General features: G+C 70.6%; 20 protein-coding genes. 13 read left to right on the forward strand and 7 right to left on the reverse strand.

The window, feature by feature from the left end:
- Positions 1 to 20: 20 nt before the first annotated feature.
- Together E1267_RS05560 and E1267_RS05565 are read left to right on the forward strand one after the other, a co-directional pair.
- The gene (locus E1267_RS05560) at positions 21 to 1553 is read left to right on the forward strand and encodes an ABC transporter substrate-binding protein (RefSeq protein WP_165959471.1); all 1533 of its coding nucleotides are present in this window, start codon (positions 21 to 23) and stop codon (positions 1551 to 1553) included.
- 16 nt (positions 1554 to 1569) lie between these two features.
- Positions 1570 to 2457, forward strand: a complete 888-nt coding sequence (locus E1267_RS05565; RefSeq protein ID WP_132330438.1) for an SDR family NAD(P)-dependent oxidoreductase — start codon at positions 1570 to 1572, stop codon at positions 2455 to 2457.
- A 66-nt stretch (positions 2458 to 2523) separates the two neighbouring features.
- On the opposite strand, the gene E1267_RS05570 is transcribed toward E1267_RS05565, so the two are convergent.
- From E1267_RS05570 to E1267_RS05595, 6 genes are read right to left on the reverse strand one after another with little or no spacing between them, the layout of a single operon-like run.
- Positions 2524 to 3306 (reverse strand): amidohydrolase family protein, encoded by a 783-nt coding sequence (locus E1267_RS05570; RefSeq protein ID WP_220449351.1) that lies wholly within the window; start codon positions 3304 to 3306, stop codon positions 2524 to 2526.
- A 20-nt stretch (positions 3307 to 3326) separates the two neighbouring features.
- Complete coding sequence (locus E1267_RS05575; RefSeq protein WP_132330441.1) at positions 3327 to 4193, reverse strand: amidohydrolase family protein; 867 nt, start codon at positions 4191 to 4193, stop codon at positions 3327 to 3329.
- A complete protein-coding gene (locus tag E1267_RS05580) occupies positions 4190 to 4600 on the reverse strand; it encodes a lipocalin-like domain-containing protein (protein ID WP_132330443.1) in 411 nt (136 codons plus the stop codon). The genes E1267_RS05575 and E1267_RS05580 overlap by 4 nt, the downstream gene beginning before the upstream one ends.
- Positions 4597 to 5364 (reverse strand): HpcH/HpaI aldolase family protein, encoded by a 768-nt coding sequence (locus E1267_RS05585; RefSeq protein WP_132330445.1) that lies wholly within the window; start codon positions 5362 to 5364, stop codon positions 4597 to 4599. The genes E1267_RS05580 and E1267_RS05585 overlap by 4 nt, the downstream gene beginning before the upstream one ends.
- The gene (locus E1267_RS05590; protein WP_181957747.1) at positions 5361 to 6326 is read right to left on the reverse strand and encodes a cupin domain-containing protein; all 966 of its coding nucleotides are present in this window, start codon (positions 6324 to 6326) and stop codon (positions 5361 to 5363) included. The genes E1267_RS05585 and E1267_RS05590 overlap by 4 nt, the downstream gene beginning before the upstream one ends.
- Before the next feature lie 17 nt (positions 6327 to 6343).
- Positions 6344 to 7234, reverse strand: a complete 891-nt coding sequence (locus tag E1267_RS05595; protein WP_132330448.1) for a DUF6282 family protein — start codon at positions 7232 to 7234, stop codon at positions 6344 to 6346.
- A gap of 193 nt (positions 7235 to 7427) precedes the next feature.
- On the opposite strand from E1267_RS05595, the gene E1267_RS05600 reads away from it, so the two are divergent.
- Genes E1267_RS05600 through E1267_RS05620 form a run of 5 tightly spaced genes read left to right on the forward strand, consistent with a single transcriptional unit; the run spans position 7428 to position 12341 of the window.
- Positions 7428 to 8222 carry a CoA-transferase subunit beta gene (locus E1267_RS05600; protein WP_132330450.1) on the forward strand — a complete coding sequence of 265 codons (795 nt, stop codon included), beginning with the start codon at positions 7428 to 7430 and terminating at the stop codon, positions 8220 to 8222.
- 6 nt (positions 8223 to 8228) lie between these two features.
- Positions 8229 to 9077, forward strand: a complete 849-nt coding sequence (locus E1267_RS05605) for an alpha/beta fold hydrolase (RefSeq protein WP_132330451.1) — start codon at positions 8229 to 8231, stop codon at positions 9075 to 9077.
- On the forward strand, positions 9077 to 9859 hold the full coding sequence (locus tag E1267_RS05610) for an alpha/beta fold hydrolase (RefSeq protein ID WP_246063494.1): 783 nt from the start codon (positions 9077 to 9079) through the stop codon (positions 9857 to 9859). Before E1267_RS05605 ends, E1267_RS05610 begins: the two co-directional genes overlap by 1 nt.
- 20 nt (positions 9860 to 9879) lie before the next feature.
- Entirely contained in the window at positions 9880 to 11463 is a 1584-nt protein-coding gene (locus E1267_RS05615) for a class I adenylate-forming enzyme family protein (RefSeq protein ID WP_132330455.1), read from the forward strand.
- The gene (locus tag E1267_RS05620) at positions 11460 to 12341 is read left to right on the forward strand and encodes a CoA transferase subunit A (protein ID WP_132330457.1); all 882 of its coding nucleotides are present in this window, start codon (positions 11460 to 11462) and stop codon (positions 12339 to 12341) included. Before E1267_RS05615 ends, E1267_RS05620 begins: the two co-directional genes overlap by 4 nt.
- A 31-nt stretch (positions 12342 to 12372) precedes the next feature.
- On the opposite strand, the gene E1267_RS05625 is transcribed toward E1267_RS05620, so the two are convergent.
- Positions 12373 to 13392, reverse strand: coding sequence for an aldo/keto reductase (locus tag E1267_RS05625; protein WP_246063492.1), 1020 nt, complete (start codon positions 13390 to 13392; stop codon positions 12373 to 12375).
- A gap of 147 nt (positions 13393 to 13539) precedes the next feature.
- On the opposite strand from E1267_RS05625, the gene E1267_RS05630 reads away from it, so the two are divergent.
- The 6 genes from E1267_RS05630 to E1267_RS05655 all read left to right on the forward strand — a co-directional run bounded on the left by E1267_RS05630 (position 13540) and on the right by E1267_RS05655 (position 20344).
- Positions 13540 to 15042 (forward strand): aldehyde dehydrogenase family protein, encoded by a 1503-nt coding sequence (locus E1267_RS05630; protein WP_132330459.1) that lies wholly within the window; start codon positions 13540 to 13542, stop codon positions 15040 to 15042.
- Between the two features lie 27 nt (positions 15043 to 15069).
- Complete coding sequence (locus E1267_RS05635; RefSeq protein ID WP_132330461.1) at positions 15070 to 16155, forward strand: alcohol dehydrogenase catalytic domain-containing protein; 1086 nt, start codon at positions 15070 to 15072, stop codon at positions 16153 to 16155.
- Between the two features lie 90 nt (positions 16156 to 16245).
- On the forward strand, positions 16246 to 16749 hold the full coding sequence (locus tag E1267_RS05640; RefSeq protein ID WP_220449352.1) for a VOC family protein: 504 nt from the start codon (positions 16246 to 16248) through the stop codon (positions 16747 to 16749).
- Positions 16750 to 16834: 85 nt separating this feature from the next.
- Entirely contained in the window at positions 16835 to 17950 is a 1116-nt protein-coding gene (locus tag E1267_RS05645) for an alpha/beta hydrolase (protein WP_165959472.1), read from the forward strand.
- Entirely contained in the window at positions 17950 to 19149 is a 1200-nt protein-coding gene (locus tag E1267_RS05650) for an FAD-dependent oxidoreductase (protein ID WP_132330465.1), read from the forward strand. The genes E1267_RS05645 and E1267_RS05650 overlap by 1 nt, the downstream gene beginning before the upstream one ends.
- Positions 19150 to 19171: 22 nt before the next feature.
- Positions 19172 to 20344 (forward strand): acyl-CoA dehydrogenase family protein, encoded by a 1173-nt coding sequence (locus E1267_RS05655; protein ID WP_132330467.1) that lies wholly within the window; start codon positions 19172 to 19174, stop codon positions 20342 to 20344.
- The last annotated feature ends 1 nt before the right edge of the window (position 20345 follow it).

The raw sequence follows: 20345 nt of genomic DNA on the forward strand, positions 1-20345 counted from the left end.
GAAATATGGAGGCAAAAGCCGTGAAACGAGCAGCAGTCAAATCGGCCAGCGTGGTCCTCGCCACCGGTCTCGCCCTGTCCGGCTGTGGCGCCGGGACGACCGACCAGCCGTCGTCTGCCGGCGCTCCCGACGGTGCGGCCGTCCTGCGCTGGGCCGTGCCGGGCAATCCCACCTCCTTCGACCCCCGTAAGGCCGCCCCGCTTGACCCTGTGTTCCTCGACGTGGTCTACGAGAGCCTGATCGGCCGGAGCATGGCCGGTGAGATCGAGCCAGGTCTGGCGACGGAGTGGACGTTCTCGGACGACAACAAGGTGATCACGCTCCAGCTGCGCGAGGGGGTGAAGTTCCACAACGGTGAGGACTTCAACGCCGAGGCCGCCAAGGCGTCGCTGGAGGCGTTCAGGAAGAGCGGCAACCTCGCGTCGGCGCTGTCGATCCTCGACAAGGTGGAAGCGGTCAGCCCGACCGAGCTGAAACTGACGTTCTCCGAGCCTGCCGGTTACATGATCAGCGTGCTCGCCGGTGAGGCCGGCATCGTGGTCGCGCCCGGTGCGCTCGACGATCCGGGTCTCCCGTCCAAGCCGGTCGGCACCGGAGCGTTCGAGCTCAGCTCGCTGGAGGAGGGAAAGGTCTCCTTCAAGAAGTTCGAGGACTACTGGAACGCCGCCGAGACGGCCATCGGTGGCGTGGAGATGACCGCCTACTCCGACGAGACGACCCGGCTGCGTGCGGTGAAGTCGGGGCAGGCCGACGGCACCTCGATCAAGCCGGACCAGATCGAGGAGTCCGAGGCGGCGGGCATGACGGTGGTCAAGGCCCCCAACACCACCTTCAACGGGATCCTGCTGAACACCAGTAAGCCGGAGCTCAAGAACCCGAAGGTCAGGCAGGCGCTGCTGTACGCCATCGATCGTGAGTCGCTCAACAAGAACCTGTTCGAGAACACCTGTGTCGGCGTGGTGCAGCCGTTCCAGGAGGGCTTCTGGGCGAACGTGCCCGAGCTGAACGACGTGTCCTCCTATTACGACCCGGAGAAGGCCAAGCAGCTCCTGGCCGAGGCCGGCTTCCCGGACGGCATGGGGCTGACGCTGGAGGTCGGCCCCAACACGTCGTACCAGGTGCTGGCCCAGGCGCTGCAGGCACAGCTGAAGGAGGTGGGCATCAAGGCCACGATCAAGGTGCTGGAGTTCCAGCAGATGATCAGCGTCCGCCGGACCGGCAAGTTCACCGCCACAGTGGCGCTGGTGCAGGCCGGGCGGCCCGACCCGACCCAGTTCGTCCAGGACTTCTACATGAAGGGCGGCTCGTACAACCCGGGCGCCTTCTCGCTTGACGGCGTCGGCGAGCTGCTGGCGAAGGCGCGGGCCAGCGAGGACGTCGAGGAACGTAAGGCGCCGATGCAGGAGATCATCAAGAAGGTCGTGGAGGCCGGGCCGCCGGTGATTCCGGTGTGCGGCGTGACCTACGTGGCGGCCTACCGCAAGGGAGTGACCGGACTCGACGTGCCGGTGATCGGCGACTATGACTTCGCCTCGGTGAAGATCAGCAAATAACGCAGAAAGGAAGCCCATGCGGCTCAACGACAAGGTGGCCATCGTCACCGGATCAGGGCGTGGCCTCGGCCGCGCGTACGCCGAGGCGCTGGGCGCGGCCGGTGCCGCCGTGGTGGTCAACGACATCGACGCCGACGTCGCCAAGGAGACCGTCGAGGCGATCACCGCGGCCGGAGGTCGTGCCGTCGCCGAGGTGTGCGCGGTCGGCCCCACGGAGTCGGCCGACGCGCTGGTGCGGCGGGCGGTCTCCGAGTTCGGCCGCCTGGACGTGATGTGCACGAACGCCGGCGCGTTGCGTGACCGGACCCTGGCCAAGGTCACGGACGAGGAGTTCGACCTCGTGGTGGACAGCCACGTACGTGGCACCTTCACCTGCGGTCGCGCCGCGGTGCGCCAGTTCCGGGAGCAGGGCGGCGGTGGCCGGCTGATCCTGGTCGGCTCACCGGCCGGTCAGTACGGCAGCTTCGGGCAGACGGCGTACGCCGCGTCCAAGGCCGCCATCATCAGCATGGTCCGGGTGTGGTCGATCGAGACGGCGAAGCTGGGCGTGACCGTGAACGCGATCGTGCCCACCGCGCTGACCAGGATGGCCGCGACCATCCCGGCGCTGACCGAGGTCGTCGCCTCGGTCGAGGCCGGCGGGCCGGTCCCGGCCGACCTGCGCCGGCGCGGCATCGGCAAGGTCGAGGACGTGGCGCCGCTCGTCGTCTACCTGGCCTCGGACGAGTCGGCCGGCGTCACCGGGCAGTACATCGGGTTCGGTGGCGACCGGTTCGCGATCTGGGCGCATCCCAAGGAGGCGTTCGTCACGCATCGCGACGGTGGGTGGAGCGCGGAGCAACTCGCCGCCGACTTCGCCGGGTTCTCGGAGCATCTGCAGAGCCACACCCCGCCGCCGAAGTGACCGGCGAGGGCCGCCCCGGCCGGTGCTGGGGTGGCTCGGCTCGGTCAGCGCGGACGCCGTACGCGCTCAGCCGAAGTAGAACGCGTGCGCGGCCAGTGAGATCCGGCGGCGCAGTTCGGCGTCGGGCACGAGGTGGGCGAAGGAGTCCACGGCGTCGCGGTAGGTGACCTGGCGGCGGGCGCCGACGAACGGGGCGTCGCTGCCCCAGAAGACGTGCTCCGGCCCGGCGGCCTCGATCAGGGTCGCCGCGTGGCCGGCCAGGGTGTCCGGGCCGACGCCGAAGCGGTAGCCCGCGGACAGCTTCACCCACACCCTGCCGGTGCCGAGGGCCCGCAGCAGCGCCGCGCCGCCGGCTCCGGCGTAGCCGGATTCCCGGTCCGGATCGCCGAAGTGGTCGACGACGACCTTCACCCCGGAGGCGGTCAGCCGGTCGAGCACCGGCGGCAACCGGTCGCCCTCGATGTTCACCTCGACGTGCCAGTCGAGGTCCGCGATCCGGAACAGCAGCCGCCGGTACGCCGGGTCGGTGAGATCCGGCAGGTCCGCGAGCCGCCGCCACTGGAACCGGACGCCCACCACGCCGTCCGCCTTCATCCGTTCCAGGACGTACCGATCGGTGGTGGGGTCGACGATGACGGTCCCGCGCAGCCGCCCGTGCTCGCGCAACGCGTCGATCGTGTAGTCGTTCAGGTCCCCGAGCAGGCTCATCGCGGAGACCACGCCGTAGCCGACGCCGTGCTCATCCATCATCGACAGGAACGTCTCCGCCGCCAGCTCGCCCTCGGGCCGGGTCCACGCCCGCGCCGCGAGAGGCAGCGCGCGGGTGAACAGGTGGACGTGAGTGTCCACGAGAGGCACGCGGCCGCCTGTCATGGTGTTCCGACGCGGTAGAGCGAGGCCGACGTGCCGCCCAGGACCAGGGCGGCGTCCCGGTCGGACAGGCCGGAGACCGACTCGCGGGCCATCCGGACCATGTCCGCGTACGCGCCGGGGGTCTGGGTGACGTCCGACCCCCACAGCACCCGCTCGGCGCCGAACCGGGAGACCAGCCATTCGACCACGACCGACGGCTTGATCCCCGCCGTGACGATCCGGGCGAAGTTGAGCGTCGTCACCTTGACCAGGACCTGCGGCCGGTCGGCCAGCGCGAGCAGCCCGTCGGCCCCCGGGTAGGGGGCGGCGCGGTCCGTCTCGACGCTCGCGATGTGATCGACGACGACCGGCGTGCCGGGGAACTCGCGGGTCACCGCGGCGAGCGCCCGCAGGCTCTCGTCGCGGTTCCAGCGGTAGATGTGCAGGCACATCGACAGCCCGAGCTCGCTCGCCTGCCGCCACACCCGGCGGGCCTCCGCGCCGGCGAACCACTCGGTGCCGGGCGTGCCGCCGTGCTGGTTCCCGCCCGGCGAGGTGAGGCGGACGGCCACGGCACCGCGCCTCGCCCAGTGGCGCACTCTCTCCGCCGCGTCCGGCGCCCGCGCGTCGAGCACGCACATGGCGGCGAGCCGGTCAGGGTACCGAGCCGCCGAGTCCACCACGTAGCTGTTGTCGTAGCCGTACACGTGCGCGCGCTGGACGGCGATCGCGCCCGACAGCCCGTGCTCCCGCAGCGCGGCGAGCAGCCGCTCCGCGGTCATCGGGTCGTTCCGTACGGCCTCGCTGACCGTGCCGCCGGGCGGGTCGAACGGGTAGGCCGGGTCGTCGGTCACCAGGTGCGCGTGGGCGTCGATCAGGGTCATCGGATGCGTTCCCAGGTGAGGATGGGGGTGGGCGGCCGGCCGGGGGTTCGCTCGGCGCGCAGGATCAGCCGGTCCCCGTCCACGACGGCGAGGCGGACCAGCTCGGCGCCGATCCAGTTGGGGTAGATGGCGGCCTCCACCTGGTGGGTGACGCGGTCGCCGGCCCATTCGTAGCGTCCGGCGTACGCGCCGTAGGTCCGTACGGCGGCGAGCTTCTCCGCGTCGGTGGCCCAGCGCCAGTTGTCCGACCTCAGGGGCGGACGGTCGCCGGCCATGTACTGCACCGACATGTGGCCGTCGGGCCCGTAGATGAGCAGGCCGAGCGGCTTGTCCCCGAGGGGGCGCGCGCCGTCGTCGGGCTCCCCCTCCATCACGTAGTCGACCAGCCGCCAGCTACCGACGATCATGAATTGCCGCCGATCTGGTCCCGGAACGCCTGCGCCATCGAATGGGCCGTGCGGGCGAGCATGGTGGCGTCGTTGCCCATGATGAGGAACTGGTGGCCGAGGGCCGCGGTCCGGACGGCCGAAGGAGCGTCCACGCAGGCCGCGCCGCAGGGCTTGCCCGCAGCCGCGGCGGCGGTCCGCGCCCGGTCGAGCGACTCCTTGACCACGAAGTCGTTCACGCGGACCCCGAGGGAGACGGACAGGTCGCCGGCGCCCAGGAACACCGCGTCGATCCCCGGCACCGCGAGGATGCCGGCGGCGGCGTCTATGGCGTCCGGGCTCTCCAACTGGGGGATGCAGACGACGTCCTCGTTGCCGACCCGGACGTACTCGTCCCGGGGCGTCAGCCCCCATCGGCCCGCGCGGCTGGTTCCGCCCGCGCCCCGCCGGCCGAGGGGCGGGAAGCGGGTGGCCGCGACCACCCGTTCGGCGTCGGCCACCGAGTCGACGTGGGGGACCAGGATGCCCCGCGCGCCGGCGTCGAGGACCCGCTGGATGGTCGAGCCCTGGTGATCGGGCACGCGGACCAGGGGGTCGACGCCGTAGGCCGTGGCGAGGCTGATCATCCGGGCCGCGAGGGTGAGATCGAGCGGGGAGTGTTCGAGATCGATGACCACGAAGTCGAATCCGGCGCCGGCCATGATGTCGACGCTCTCGGTGGTCGCCAGCTTGATCCAGGTGCCCAGCCGTGGCGCCCGCGCGGAGGCGTTCGCGAAGAAGGTCATGCCGTCGTGATGTGCTCGGGGGCGGGGTACTCATCGGCGTTGAGCACCCATCCGGCCTTGGCGGAGAAGTCCGCGCGCGGTGGGCTGAAGATGTCGATGAGCAGGTGGTCGCCCTCGCCGACCGCCTGACTGGTGTGCACGGTGGGCGGTGGGATGATCGCGACGGCGGGGCTGCCGACGGCCGCGTGCTCGTCGGCGTGCCACTGCGAGCGCTTCGACGTCCAGGGCGTCCGGACGTGATGGATGTAGTCGCCGGCGACGGTCAGCGAGCACTGCTCGAAGTCGTCGTGGTGATGGGGGGAGAGCCGGTCGGGATTGCGAGGGCCGTTCCTGGGGTCGCCGAAGTTGACCATGAACGCGCTGGACCGGAAGATACGGCCGAACCGGCCGCGCTCCAGCGGGAAGTCGGCGTTCCGGTAGACGCGCAGGCGGTGTCCGGCGGGCGGGTCGGGCCACGGCTCCAGCAGGGCCACGCGCGGATGGGGCTCTGCGTACGCCGAGGCGTTGCCGCAGCGCGCGAGGAGGTCGGTGGTCCTGACGTCGAACAGGCGGACCAGGTCGGCGTCGCCGTGGGCGCTGAGGTGGCTGTCGCCGGGCGGCACGATGACCACGCCGCGCCCGGTCACCTCCTGGCTCTCGTTGCCGGCCGTCACGTCGATCGTGGTGTCGTCGTGGGGCAGGACGATGACGTACTCCTCCCGCTGCGCGCTCGCGTCGCGGCGCAGCGTGTCACCGGCGACCAGGCGGGTGAAGGCGAGCACGAAGTTCTGGGCGCGCACGTACCAGGTCCTGCTGCCGAGGTCCGTGACCTCGTCCGGCGGCAGCGTCAGGAACTCGTAGGTGGCGAGCGCCGCGATGGGGGCGTTCGGATCCGTCGTGGTCGTGGTCGTGGTCGTCGTCGTGGTCGTCGTCGTGGTCGCGGTCGTGCTGAGGGCCGCACGAGGATCGTCGGGGCTGTACATGTGATTCGTCCTTACGGTCAGTCGTCCAGGCCGAGCAGGTACGACGGGTTGACGCGGACCATCTGCCGCAGGTCCTTCTCGGGTAGCCCGAGATCCAGCAGGGCGGACCCGACCCGGACGAAGGAGTCGACGGGCATCGGGCGGCCGACCTGGCCCAGGTCGGAGGCGAGCACGGTGTGCTCAGGCCCGATCCGTTCGATCCAGTCCATCAGCATTTCCGGGCCGCCGCGCGCCTGGGCGACCTCGGAGTCGTACATGCTGGTCTCGTGCTCGATGTAGGCGCCGAGTTCGATGAAGTCCCTGCACTGTGCGGGGTCGGAGCCGATCACGAAGTTCGGATGGCTGACCACCAGTCTCCGGACTCCCGTGTCGCGCGCGGCGGTGAAGACCTCCCGGATGTCGTCGGGGGCCATGTGCCCGGCGGAGAGCAGCGCCCCCGACTCGGCGATGACCTCGATGACCTGGCCGACCTCGGGGATGAGCGCGCCGTCCGGGCCGCGGACGTCGACCTGGGTCGTGGTCAGCGGGATCGTCGGCTTGGGGAAGCCACCGCCGGACTTGTGGTGTGCGACGTGCGCGCTGGAAGAGATGGTGGGGAACCAGACGCATCGTCCGCCCATCCGCAGGCACATCTCCACCGCGTGCGGGTTGATGCCGCCGACCTGGTTGTTCAGCGCGATGCCGCCGTAGACGGCGGTGCTCACGCCGGCCAGGCGGTCGCCCATCGCGAGGAGGTCCATCACCGTGTTGTGGTGATGCGACTTCGCCAGGAAGGCGCGCATGCCCAGCCGCTCGCCGTCCTTGGCGGCCTGGACGTGGTCGAACGCGCGTGGCAGCGGGTTGGGCCCGGAGTGGCAGTGCAGGTCGACGAGGCCGTGCAGGACTCGCTCGACAGCGGGTCGGGTCATCGTTGTTCCTCCTGCGCGGTAGCCACCGGCCAGGGCGCGATGACCCTTGACAGAAACACCGCCACGATAGCATTGTTACAAATTACGGACTTACTGTACGATAAATGCGACTCGCTGCTCTGACAAGTACTTGTCGCGGCGAGATGTCCAGAGCGACGAGCTGCGCTGTCGCTCGAACCCGATTGGGGGCCACGTGCCGGAGGCGACCTACACCTGGGCGGAGATGATGGCGATCTCCATCTCGCACGAGATGGCCGACGGTGCCTTCGGCTCCGTGGGCGCCGCATCGCACATTCCCGCCGCCGGGCTGCGCCTGGCGCAGCTCACGCACGCGCCCAACCTGTCCTTCTTCTGTGGGGGCAGCGGCGCGATGAACCCGAAGATCCAGAGGTTGACCGAGTCCTCGGCCGACTACCGCAACCTCGTGACCAGCGAATACCACTTCAGCCTCGACGACGTCGTGGACTTCGAGACCGCGATGCGCTTCGACTTCGCGTTCCTCGGCGGCATGCAGATCGACAAGCACGGCAACCTGAACATGGCCATGATCGGCGACTGGCACAAGCCGAAGGTGCGCGGCCCTGGCACCATCGGCCTGATCTTCCTCGGCGGCTTCAGGACCAGCTACATCTACACCCAGCACCACACACCGAAGATCTTCGTCGACAAGGTCGACTTCGTCAGTGGCGGCGGCTGGCTCGACGGCGGCGACGCCCGCTCCAAGGTCTTCCGCCCCGAGTCCGACGGCCCCCGGCGGGTGTTCACCCCCTTGGGCGTGTTCGACTTCGAGCCGGAGAGCAAGCGGATGCGCCTGATCAAGGTCCACCCGTGGAGCAGCGTCGAGAAGATCCAGGCGGCGACCGGATTCGAGCTGCTGGTCGCCGACGACGTGCAGACCGTCGGCGCCCCCGGCGACGAGGAGCTCACCCTGCTCCGGACCCAGGTCGATCGGGATGGTGTGCTGCGCCGCTACCCCGCCGTGGTTTGAGCGCTCATGAGCTTTCACGATCGGTTCGTCGTCGCCGACGGCTGCACCACCCACTATCTGGAAGCCGGGGACGGTCCTCCGCTGATCCTCCTGCACGGCGGCGAGTACGGCGCCTCCGCCCGGCTCGCCTGGGAGAACTGCGTCCCGGCGCTGGCCGAGCACCATCGCGTGCTGGCGCTCGACTTCGTCGGCTTCGGGCACAGCGACAAGCTCCGCGACTTCGGCGGCCAGCGCCGGCTCATGCTGCGGCAGGTCGCCGGCGTGCTGCGCACCCTGCGCATCGACTCGGCCGACTTCATCGGCACCTCGCTCAGCGGGCGGATGCTGCTCGACGTCGCCAACCGGCCGTCACCCCAGTGGCCGATCCGCTCGATGGTCGTGGTGGGCACCGGACTGGCCGCCCCGGTGGCGGAGGCCCGCGCCGTACTGGAGGACTTCGACGGCACACTCGACGGCCTGCGCCCGTCGATGGACGTGCTCTTCCACGACCCGCGCTGGAAGCACAGCGAGGACTACCTGCGCCGCCGCCATGAGTACTGCATGGTCCCGGGCGCGTGGGAGACCGCCGCGGCGGGCAGCCTGCGCGCGCCGGGACGTGACAGCGGCGAACGACGGCCGCATGTGCGCCCGCCCGCCCGCGACTACGGGCGCGTCGCCGTGCCCACCCTCCTCGTCCGCGGCCGGTACGACCGGCTGGTGCCGCCGCTGACCTGGCAGGAACTGGCGGCACAGATCCCTGACGTGCGGACCGAGACGATCGACGGCAGCGGTCACTATCCGCAGATCGAGCGCTCGGCCGAGTTCGTCGAGGTGGCGCTCGGGTTCCTCGCGCGAACGAAGAAGGCGGAGGCGTGATGGGCGACGTATACCTGGAGTCCGGCGGCGAGGACGGCCCCGCGGTGCTCTTCCTGCACGGCTCCGGCGCGTCCGGAGCCGTCTGGAGACCGGCGCTGGACCGGCTCCGCGAGCGCGGCACCCGATGCCGGTGGCTGGTCACCGACCTGCCGGGGCACGGCCGCTCCGGCCATCGTCAGGACTACTCGCCCGAGGGCTACGCCGACCCGGTGGCCGACGCGGTGGCCGCCGCACTGACCGGCGTCCAGGGCCCGGTGACCGTCGTGGGCCACTCGCTCGGCGGGATGATCGGGATGACCCTCGCGGACCGGACTCGCGGCATCACGGTCGGCTCCCTGGCGGTGGTCGCGATGAAGGTCGCCTGGACGGGGGAGGAGCTGGCCCGGCGGGCCGCGACGGCCGAGCGGCCGGTCCGGGTCTTCCCCGGCGAGGAGCAGGCGCGCGAGCTGTTCGGGCGGGTGTCCGGGATGACCGGGCCCGCGTTCACCGACGAGGATCGCGCCACCGGGGTCACGGCCCGCGACGGCGGCTACGGGCTCTCCGGCGATCCGGGCATCGCCAAGGCCGGCCCGGCCACCGGTCCTGAGCTGGCCGCCCGCATGGGCCGGGTGACCTGCCCGGTCGAGCTGGCCTGCGGTGACCGCGATCCCGGCATCGACCCGGCGGACATGGCCGAGGTGCTCGGGCACCCGGTGACAGTGCTGCCCGGCGTGGGGCACAACGTCCACATCGAGCGCCCCGACCTCATCGCCGACCTGGTCGAGCGGGCACTCGGCCGCTGACGACCGACGAACGGACACGCATGCGAATCGAGAACCTGCTGCGGCAGAACGCGGTACGACGAGGCCCGCTGCCCGCAGTCATCTGCGACCAGGCCCAGCTGTCCTGGGCCGAGCTGGACATCGAGACCAACCGGCTGGCCAACGCGCTGATCGGGCTCGGATACCGCGCGCAGGAGAGGATCGCGCTGGTGATGTCCAACTGCCATCACATCGTGACGGCCTTCCACGGCGCGTGGAAGGCCAACCTCGTCACCGTGGGGATCAACACCCGGCTGACCGCCCCCGAGATCGCCCGTATCCTCACCCACTCGGGCGCGTCCGCGATCATCTGTGACACCCCCGCCGCGGTCGAGGCGGCCAGGCAGGTGCCGGGCATCCGCGGCATCCACACCGTCGGCCTGGGCGACGACGAGCAAGGATCGTTCACGCACCTGGTCGCCTCCGGTGACCCGGGCGAGGTGCCGGAGAAGGGCACGGGCGACGAGCTGCGCTCGCTGCGCTACACCAGCGGCACCACCGGCGCGTCCAAGGGCTGCATGGCCACGCACGACCAGCAGCTCGCCAGCACGGCCAACTACCTGTGCGAGGTCAACGTGCCGCGCGGCGGCCCGACCTGGATCTCGGTGCCGCTGACGCTGGGGGTCGGCGCGTCCTTCGTGACGACCACCGCCTACCTCGGCGTCCCGCTGCTGCTGCGCAGGCGCTTCGACCCGGCCGCGTTCGTCGACGACATCGACAGGTTCGGGGTCGAGCACGCCTTCCTGGTGCCGACCATGCTGGTCGACCTGGTGCGGGCGCTGCCCGAGCTCGACCTCACGCGCGCGAGCGCGCTCGAACTGGTCGGGTACGGCGGCGCGTCGGTGTCGTGGAGCCTGATCCGGTCCCTGGCCGAGGCGCTGGACCTGGAGTTCTACCACGCGTTCGGGGCGACGGAGGCGGGGGGTTTCGTGGCGTTGCTCACCCCGGACGACCACCGTAACTTCCTGCGCACCGATGCCACCTCCATCGTCCCGGTGGGCCGGCCGGCCGCGTTCGCCGAGGTCAAGATCTTCGACGCCGAGGATCGCGAGGTGGCCGTACGGGAGACCGGGGAGATGCGGATCCGGGCGGCCAGCGTGTTCTCCGGCTACTGGAGCCAGCCGGAGGTGACCCGAGCGGTGCTCAAGGACGGCTGGCTCCGGCTCGGCGACATGGCCTGGCGGGACGAGCGCGGCTACATCTACCTGGCCGACCGGGCGCAGGGCGTCATCCGGTCGGGGGCGCAGAACGTGTATGCCGGTGAGGTCGAGGCGGTGCTGCAGGCCTGCCCCGGCGTGGCCCGCGCCGCGGTGATCGGCGTGCCGCACGAGCGGTTCGGCGAGTCGGTCAAGGCGCTGGTGCGGCGGGCGCCGGATGCGGCGCTGACGGAGCAGCAGGTCCTCGACTACTGCGCCGAACGGCTGGCCGGATACAAGCGGCCACGCGAGGTGGAGTTCGTGACCGACCTGCCGGTCGACGAGGGCGGCAAGATCAGGAGGGCCGAGCTGAAGCGCGTCACCGGGACGCGGCTGCTCGGCGAGGTGACGACCGGCGGCGACGCCGCGGCGAAGGAGTTCAGGCGATGAGCGCGAACAAGGTGACGACCCCCGAGGAGGCGGTCGCCGGCATCCCCGACGGAGCCACGATCGCGCTGGGCGGCGTGCACTCCCACAACGGCCCGATGGCGCTGGTGAACGCGCTGATCCGGCGCGGGGTCAGGGACCTGGAGCTGATCCCGACGCCGAGCGCGGGTGCGCCCGTGGACATGCTCATCGCCGCCGGCTGTGTCAAACGGCTGCACGTGTCCTATGTCGGGCTGGAGTTCCTCGGCATGGCGCCGAACTACCGCCGGGCCGCGGAGAGCCAGTCGATCGAGATCGTCGAGGGGGATGAGGCGTACATCGTCTACGGCTTCCGCGCCGGCGCCAGCATGCTGCCGTTCCTGCCGCTTCCCCCGCTGTACGAGGGCACCGACCTGCCCAAGGTCAACAAGAACGTCCGGACGACGACCGATCCGTACACCGGACGTACCGTGACCACGATTCCCGCGCTGCGGGCGGACTACGGGCTGTTCCACGCGCAGGTCACCGACCGGAAGGGCAACGCGCAGATCTTCGGCCAGCGGCGGTTCGAGGACGTGATGGCGAAGGCGAGCGACCACGTCATCATCAGCTCGGACGAGATCCTGGACGAGTACGCTCCGGCCCCCGACCCGCGCCTGGTGTCCATCCCCGGCGCGATCGTGGACATCGTCGCCCACGCGCCCTACGGTTCCCATCCGCTGTCCTCCCCGGGACACTACGCCTACGACCGGCAGCGGCTGGTGGAGTACCGGGATCTCGCCGCCCAGGACCGGACCAAGGAGTACCTGGACGAGCACGTGTTCGGGGTCGAGGACCACCAGGAATATCTGGACAAAGTGGGCGCCCGGCGTCTGCTGGGTCTCCAGCAGACGTTCCGCTGAGCGGGGCCGGCGCGGGTCCCGGGCCCGGGGCCTACCAGGAGTAGGCCTCCGGCGCGGGGCCCGGGCCGGGGAAGATGGCGTCGAGGCGGTCGAGCGTCTTGTCGTCCAGGGTCACCTCGAAGGCGTGGGTGGAGGCGTCGAGCTGGGCCAGGGTGCGCGGCCCGATGATCGGCGCGGTCACGCCGGGACGGCCCAGCAGCCAGGCCATCGCGACGTCGGCGGGGCTTTCGCCGAGCTCGTCGCACAGGTCCTCGAAGGCCTGGACGGCGGCGCGGTGCCGGTCCAGCTTGACCAGTCGCTTGCCTCGGTGGGTGGCCACGTTGGCGCCGGGCAGCGGGGCGCCCATCCGGTTCTCCCGCTCCTTGCGCAGGATCCCGCCGAGCAGGCCGGCGTCGAGCGGCGACCACGGCATCATGCCGACGCCGTAGTGCGCGCAGGCGGGCAGGACTTCCAGCTCGGCGGTGCGTTCGAGCAGGTTGTAGATGGTCTGCTCGCTGACGAGGCCCGGGTGACCGCGCCGGGCGGCGGCTTCCTGCCCGGCGGCGATGTGCCAGCCGGCGTGGTTCGAGGACCCGACGTAGACGATCTTGCCCTGGGTCTTGAGGACGTCCATCGCCTCCCAGATCTCCTCCCACGGGGTCGATCGGTCGATGTGGTGCATCTGGTAGATGTCGATGTAGTCCGTGTTCAGCCGCCGTAGCGACGCCTCGCAGGCACGCCTGATGTGCAGCGCGGACAGGCCGGCGTCGTTCGGCCAGGCGGACATGCGGCCGTACAGCTTGGTGCTGAGCACCGTGCGTTCGCGGCGGCCCCCGCCGGTGGACAGCCACCGGCCGATGATCTGCTCGGTCAGTCCTTCGCCGAACTGCCAGCCGTACACGTCGGACGTGTCGATCAGGTTGATCCCCAGCTCGTGGGCGCGATCCATGATCTGGAACGCGTCCTCCTCAGTGGTCTGGGTGCCGAAGTTGTCCGTGCCGAGCACCAGACGGCTGACGGTGAGACCGCTGCGACCGAGATGGGTGAACTCCACGAGATCTCCAAATTCCATTTATCGGACGATGAGTCCTATATTTGAATTTATGATGGTAGCGTTCCGGTGCAGACGAGGTAAAGAGCGCTGGTCCGGCAGGCAGTCACGGTTCTGGCCGCATGTGTACCGGGGCCATGGCACAGATCTGCCCAAGGAGATTCCTCGATGAGCACCAACCTGTCCGAGCACATCGCCGTCGCGGAGTTGCCGGCGGAGCACAGCTTCGCCGGAGGGGCGCTCCGCGGTGGCGGAGGAGCGGTCTTCCCGACCTGTCATCCGGGTGACGGCTCGCTGATCGCACAGGTCGAGGCGGCCACGGCCGGGTTCGTCGACGAAGCCGTCGCGGGCGCGGTCGCGGCTCAGCCTGCCTGGGCGCGCACCTCTCCGCACGAACGCGGGCGGATCCTGCGCACGGCCGCCGACCTGATCGAGGCGCGGGCCGCACGACTCGTCCACCTGATCGCGCTGGACAACGGCAAGACGCCGGCGGAGGCGCGTGGCGACGTCTTCGTGGCGGCGGCCCACCTGCGTGCCGCGGCGGGGTGGGCCGCCACCCTTGAAGGCGGCACCCTGCCGGCGGACGGCTCCACGCTGCGGATGACCTTCCGGGAGCCGGTGGGGGTGGTGGCGGCGGTCATCCCGTTCAACACCACGTTCATGTTCGCGGCGCAGAAGGCCGGCCCGGCGCTGGCGGCGGGCAACGCGATCGTGATCAAGTCCCCTGAGCTCAGCCCGCTGGCGGCGCCCGTGTTCGCCGAGATCCTCTCGGCTGCCGGACTCCCCGGCGGCCTCGTTCAGGTGCTCCAGGGCGCGGGAGAGGTCGGCCGTCGGCTGGTCGAGCATCCCGGGGTGAACATGGTGTCGTTCACCGGCAGCACCGCGGTCGGCCGGCAGGTGATGGCCTCGGCGGCGGACGGGATGAAACGCGTGCTGCTGGAACTCGGCGGCAAGTCCGCGAACATCGTCTACGCCGACGCGGACCTGGACGCCGCCCTGCACGCCACGGTCGGCGGCATCTTCCGCAACGCCGGGCAGCGATGTTTCTCCGGCTCCCGGCTCCTGGTCGAGGAGCCGATCGCGGACGCGTTCGTCGAGCAGGTCGCCGACGTGGCGCGCTCGATCAGGGTCGGCGACCCGTTCGCGCCGGACACCCAGCTGGGCGCGCTGATCTCGGTCGGCGAGGCCGACAGGGTCCGCGCGATGATCGACACGGCGGTGGAGCAGGGAGCGCGCGTCCTGGCGGGCGGCGGTCGGCCGCCCGGCGTCCATCCCGGCGGCGCGTTCGTCGCGCCGACCGTGCTGGAGATCCCCTCCGGGCTGTCGCGCGTGCCCGCCATCGTGTACGACGAGGTCTTCGGGCCGGTGCTCACGGTCCAGCGGTTCAGCGGCGCGGAGCAGGCCGTCACGCTCGCCAACGACTCGCCCTTCGGCCTGGTGGGCGGCTGCTGGACCCGTGAACTGGACCGGGCGCTGACGACCGCCAGAGCGGTGCGATCGGGCTGTTTCTGGATCAACTCGTACGGGGCACTGGCGCTGGACGCCCCCATCGGCGGCGTCGGCCTGTCAGGTGTCGGCCGCGAGCTCGGCCGGGTGGGGCACGAGGCCTACACGGAGCTCAAGACGGTGATCGTGGACACCGCCGCGGCCGACGCGCCCCGCTGGTACTGACCTTCAGCCCGACCCCAGGAGTGATCCATGCACGAGCACTACCGAGGCGCCGTCGTACGGGAGGCGCACGGGCCACTGAGCTTCGAGGACATCCCGCTGCGGGACCTGACCGGTGACGAGGCGCTGATCAGGGTGACCGCCTGCGGGCTGTGCCACAGCGACGTGCACTTCATGCACGGCACGTCGGGAACGGACTTCCCCTACCTGGTCGGCCATGAGGTGGCCGGCGTCGTCGAGGCTCTGGGGCCGGACGCGACGGGCGTCGCGCCGGGTGAGAGCGTCGTCGTCGCGCCGATGGTGGCCTGCCGGGACTGCAAGCACTGCCGTTCGGGACGGCCGGAGGCGTGCGCGTCGAAGCTGCCGCGCCGGCCGGAGGTCACCCTCGGCGACGGCGCCGCCGCGACTCCGGTGCTCGGCGTCGGCGGCCTGGCCGAACGGGTCATCGTCCCCGCCCGGCAGGCGATCGCGATCGACCCGCGGGTGCCGCCGCCCATCGCCGCGCTGCTCGGCTGCGGCGTGCCCAGCGGCTTCGGCGCGGCCGTCAACACCGCGGAGACCGGGCCGGTCGACGACGTGGTGGTCATCGGCTGCGGTGGCGTGGGGATCGCGGCCATCGCCGGGGCCGCGTACGCGCGGGCGCGGCGGATCATCGCGATCGACACCAATCCCGGCAAACTCGCCGTCGCCGAACGGTTCGGCGCCACCCACCTCATCGACGCGTCCCAGGAGGGCCCCGGCGACCGCGTCCGCGGGTTGACCGACGGCCTGGGCGCGGACGTCGTCCTGGACGCGGTCGGCGGGCCCGCGACCTTCGCGACGGCCGACGGCCTGCGGGCCCCCGGCTCGCGCCTGGTGATCGTCGGCGCCCCCGAGCAGGGGGACGTGGCCGAGGTGCCGCTGCGACGGCTGTTCCTGACGGGAGGGTCGATCAGGGTCTCCATCTGGGGAGACTGCGTCGCGGCACGGGACCTGCCGCTGCTCGCGAACCTTTATCTGGAGGGCCGGCTGCCGCTGGACGAGTACGTCTCGGGGACGTTCGAGCTCGCCGACGCGCAGAAGGGTTACGACCGGCTGCTGGCAGGAGAGGCGCTGCGCAGCGTGGTCGTTCCCTGAGGTCGTGGTTGACAAGTTGACATCCACGGCCGGACAATCAATTCAAATTCCGGACTACTTGTCCGATAATTGACACACACTGAGGATCAGATGATGGCGACAGCCGATCTCCGCGCACCGCGCTCGCTCAACCACATCGCCTATCCGACGTGGGACTCCCAAGCCACGCACGACTTCTACACCGAGGTCCTCAAGTGCGAGCTGCTCACCGCGATCCAGCTGGACGAGGTGCCTTCCAACGGAGCCCGCACGCCCTACCTGCACACCTTCTTCGGGCTCGGCGACGGCAGCGCCATCGCCTTCTTCGAGGTCGACGACATGCCCAACCCCGGACCCGACTCGGTGCCCTCATGGGTGCGGCACATCGCGCTCAACGTCGACTCCATGGAGGAGCTCCACGAGTGGAAGGCGCACTTCGCGGCCAAGGGCGTGGAGACGGTGGGCATCGTCGACCATGACGGGGTCTGGGAGTCGCTGTACCTCTTCGACCCGAACGGGATCCGGGTCGAGCTGACGTTCCAGACCCGCCCTCTCGACGACGCCGACGCGCGCGCGGGCGCCGAGACGCTGCGGAAGTGGACCGCGCGCGGGTAGCGCACGGCCCGCCGATCCCACCCCTGCCTCATCCGCGCTGATCAGGAGCCGCCCCGTGCTGTCCCGCGAACTACTCCCCATACCGATGACGCCTGGTGGACGCCTGGACATCAACTCCGGCGTCGCCCGGATGAGCGGGAAGATCTGGGCCACCCTCTGGAAGAACGATCTGCGGTCGCCGTCGACCGCCGTGCTGATCGTGCACCCGGCGTCCAACTTCATCGGTCACTACGCCCTGGAAGAGCTCGCAGCACGGGGGGTGGCCGCGGTCGGGCTCGCCACGCGTTACGTCGGCAACGACTCCGCGCTCATCATGGAGAACTGCCTCCTGGACATCGGCGCGGCGATCCGCCACCTTCGCGAGCTGGGCTATCAGCGGGTCGTCCTGGTCGGAAACTCCGGCGGCGGCGGGCTCGCCGCGCTCTATCAGGCGCAGGCGGAGAACCCCACCATCACCCACACCCCGGCCGGCGACCCCGTCGACCTGGCCGGGACCGGGCTCATCCCGGCTGACAAGATCGTCATGGCCATGGCGCACCCCGGCCGTGCGGTCGTCTACACCGAAGGGCTCGACCCGGCCATCACCGACGAGCAGCGGCCCTTCGACCGGGACGCCTCGCTCGACATGTTCGATCCTGCCAACGGCCCGGCCTACGGCGAGGAGTTCGTCGAGCGTTACCGCCTCGCCCAGATCGACCGCAACCGCCGGATCACCGCCTGGGCGAGCGAGCAGATAGAAGCGCTGCGCGGGTACGTCCGCGAGTCGGCGGGGGAGAAGGTGGCCCCCGACGACCTCCCCTTCGTCGTGCACGGCACGGCAGCCGACCCGCGCTTCCTGGACCTGACCCTCGACCCGTCCGACCGGCGGGCCGGCACCCTGTGGGGCAGCCCCTGGGCGGCCAACTTCCGGCCGGCGTCGCTGGGCCACCTCACCAGCCTGCGGTCCTGGCTGAGCCAGTGGAGCTACGACCACAGCCGGGCCAACGCCTACGTCGCCCTCCCAGAGGTGCAGGCGCCGGTCATGGTCATCTACGGATCAGCCGACTGCGCGGCCTTCCCCAGCCACGCCCGCACCATGTACGAGGCCGTCGCGCACGACAGGCGCGAGCTGGTCGAGATCAAGGGCGCGGACCACTACTTCCAGGGCCGCCCCGATCTGGCCAGGATCATGTGCGACCACATCGCCGAGTGGAGCAAGTGATGGGCATCCTCGACGTTGCCGTGGTCGGCGCAGGCCCGGTCGGGCTCACCGCGGCCCTCGCCCTGGCCAGGCGCGGCGCGTCCGTCACCGTCTTCGAGCAGGCCGACCGGCTCAGCACCGAGTGGCGGGCCTCGACCTTCCACCCGCCGACGATCGAGATCGCCCGCGACCTCGGCGTCGTCTCCACGATGCTGGAGGCCGGCATCGTCGCGCGGAAGTACCAGGTGCACGATCGCCGCGACGGCCTGATCGCGGAGTTCGACTTCGGCATGCTCGCCGACGAGACCGCCTATCCCTTCAGATTGCAGCTCGAACAGTACAAGTACACACAAATCATCAAGGATGCGATCAACGCATGCCCCGCCCCTGTCGACGTACGGCTGGCCACGGGTGTGACGGACGTGAGCCAGGACGAGGACGGCGCGGTGCTGAGCACCGCCTCGGGAGAGCGGGTCGCGGCCCGCTGGGTCCTCGCCGCCGACGGCGCGCGCAGCACCGTCCGCAAGGCGCTCGGAAGCTCGTTCGAGGGGCTCACCTACGAGCACCGCTACCTGGTGCTGAGCATCGACTATCCGGTGGAGACACTGCTGCCGGGCATCTGTGACGTCAACTACATCGCCGACCCGGTGGAACACCTGCTGATCCTCCGGGTGCCGGACGTCTGGCGGATCGTCGTCTCGGTGCCGCCGCACGTCACCACCGATGAGGCCCTCTCCGACCGGTACGTCGCGGACCGGCTGCGGGGCGTCTTCGGCGACCATCCCGAGTTGCCGCTGCGCGAACGGAAGATCTACTCCGTGCACCAGCGGGTGGCCGACACCTTTCGCAAGGACAGGGTGCTGCTGCTCGGCGACGCGGCGCATGTCAACAGCCCGATGGGCGGCATGGGCCTCAACGGCGGCATTCACGACGCCTTCGACCTGTCCATCCAGCTCAGCGCGGTGCTCCGCGGCGAGGCCGGCGCCGACGTGCTGGACGCCTGGGCGCACCGCAGGCGCAAGGCCGCCGTCGAGGCGGTGCAGGAGCTCACGCACCGCACGACCACGGCCATGGCGGAGCAGGACGAGTCGGAGCGGCGCAAGTTCCAGCTGCGGATGTCGGAGATCGTGGCCGATCCGCTGCGGGCGCACGACTGGATGATGGACGCCGCGATGATCTCCAACGTACGCGCCCACGACCTGCCGCCGCGGGCCGGATGACCGGCGTGCCGAAGGAGGGCCGATGGACTTCGAGCTGAGTGACGAGCAGCGGGACATCCGCGACACCGTGCGCGCCTTCGTCACCAAGGAGATCCTCCCGTTGGAGGAGGACTTCCTCCGGCTGGTGCGCGACGGCGGCGCGCGGCTGCCCCGGGACGAGGAGCGCCGGCTGCGCGCCAAGGCACGCCAGTTCGGCTTCTGGGGGCTCAGCACACCCGAGGAGTACGGCGGGATGGCGCTTCCGGCGGTCACCCAATCGCTGATCCACGCCGAGCTGGCGAAGTCCTGCGTGCCCTTCCGCTTCGGCGGGGAGGCCGACAACATCCTGTACGGCGCGGACGCGGCCCAGCAGGAGGAGTACCTGAAGCCGACGATCGAGGGCGAGCGCCTCGGCTGTTTCGCGCTGACCGAGCCGGGCGCGGGGTCCGACGCCGGGGCGATCAGCACCTACGCGCGGCGGGACGGCGACGACTGGCTGATCAACGGCGAGAAGACCTTCATCAGCAACGGCCACGAGGCCGACTACGCGATCGTCATCGCGCTCACCGACAGGGACAAGGGCGCCCACCACGGCGCGACCGCGTTCCTCGTCGACCGGGAGGCCGGCTGGACCTCCTCGCCGATCAGCACGATGGGCAGCTGGCACCTGCCCGCGTCGCTCACCTTCGACGACGTACGGGTGCCGGCCGACAAGGTCCTCGGCGAGGTCGGCGGCGGGTTCCAGCTGGCCATGCGGTGGGTCGGCAAGGGCCGCTACGTGATCTCCGCGCAGTGTGTCGGCATCGCCGAGCGCTGTCTGCGGATGGCGGTGGACTACGCCGGCCTGCGCGAGACATTCGGCCGCAAGATCGGCCAGAACCAGGCGATCCAATGGATGATCGCCGACTCCGAGACCGAGCTCGAAGCGGCCCGCTGGCTGGCCCTCCGGGCCGCCTGGGACGTTGACCGGGGGGCCGACGCCAGACACGCGTCGGCCATGGCGAAGCTCTTCTGCACCGCGATGGTCGGCCGAGTCGTGGATCGGGCACTCCAGATCCACGGCGGGATGGGCTATACCAAGGAGCTTCCCCTTGAAGGCTGGTATCGCGCCATCCGGGCGATGCGCATCTTCGAAGGCACCGATGAGGTGCAGCGGCTCATCCTTTCGCGCGACCTGTTGCGCGGCCATACCCGAATCGGAGGCCACCTTGCCTGAC

The sequence above is a fragment of the Nonomuraea longispora genome (assembly GCF_004348345.1).
In the GTDB taxonomy this organism is placed as follows: Bacteria; Actinomycetota; Actinomycetes; order Streptosporangiales; family Streptosporangiaceae; genus Nonomuraea; species Nonomuraea longispora.